General features: G+C 39.8%; 1 protein-coding gene. It reads right to left on the minus strand.

What is annotated here, in order from left to right:
- On the minus strand, positions 1-899 hold an 899-nt coding region (tnpB, locus tag Y7E_RS0106895), incomplete at its 3' end, for an IS200/IS605 family element RNA-guided endonuclease TnpB (protein WP_017150551.1).
- Between the last annotated feature and the right edge of the window lie 75 nt (positions 900-974).

A 974-nucleotide genomic window follows, 5' to 3' on the forward strand; every position in this document is an offset into this window, starting at 1 on the left:
GCCTTATACGCAAGCATCGCTCTGAATTGTGACCAAGATACTTCTTGAATCGCTTTCGCTAGCTTGTGATTCTGTAACATATTGGATACTTGCAAATCTTCTATCCCAATCACATCGTGGTTTTTGATGATCATAGTAGAAAGTTTTTGCAAGTAATCGGTTCTTGCATTTGTGATTCGTTCATGAATACGAGCCACTTTGATTCGCTGTTTATACCAGTTCGCTCCACCTTTTCTACGGCGAGACAGAATACGCTGGGCATGAGCGAGCTTCTTCTCTAATATCCGAAACCATTTTGGATTGCCAAATATCGCTCCAGTTGAAAGAATCGCGAAGTTTTTCACGCCAACATCCACACCAACATCGGAACCTGTCTTTGGCAATTCTTGCACTTCTACTTCGACAAGAATCGAGACAAAATATGTTCCACTTGGATTCCTTCTGACAGTAGCGCTCAAAATGCGTCCTTCTACCTCACGGCTTTTTGCAAACGTGACAAGGCCAAGTTTCGGTAACTTTATTTTATTACCTACAATCGCGATGTTCCCATTCGTGTGCTTCGTTGTATACGATTGGACTTTATTGTTTTTCGACTTAAACCGAGGTGCTTTGTTTTGTTTGTTGAAAAATCGTGAATACGAGTCAGCAAGGTTGTGAAGAGAAGATTGAAGAGCCGTGCTGTCCACTTCTTTTAGCCATACAAATTCTTTTTTGAGAGCAGGTAATTGCGAAGAACAAGTGCCATAGGTTAATCCTTTTCCTGTTTCTTTATATATATCATTCCATTTTGCCAAAAAGTAATTGAATACAAAACGAGAGCAACCAATTGTTTTCGCAATACGTATTTTTTGTTCTTCGCTAGGGTAGATCCGGAACTTATACGCTTTATGGACGAGCACCACTTTCCACCTCACTTCCTATTTTGGTTTTTCTACATGCTTTTTTCACGATATTTATGAGAACGATATCAGAAT

The sequence above is a fragment of the Bacillus bingmayongensis genome, from assembly GCF_000299035.1.
Lineage (GTDB): Bacteria > Bacillota > Bacilli > Bacillales > Bacillaceae_G > Bacillus_A > Bacillus_A bingmayongensis.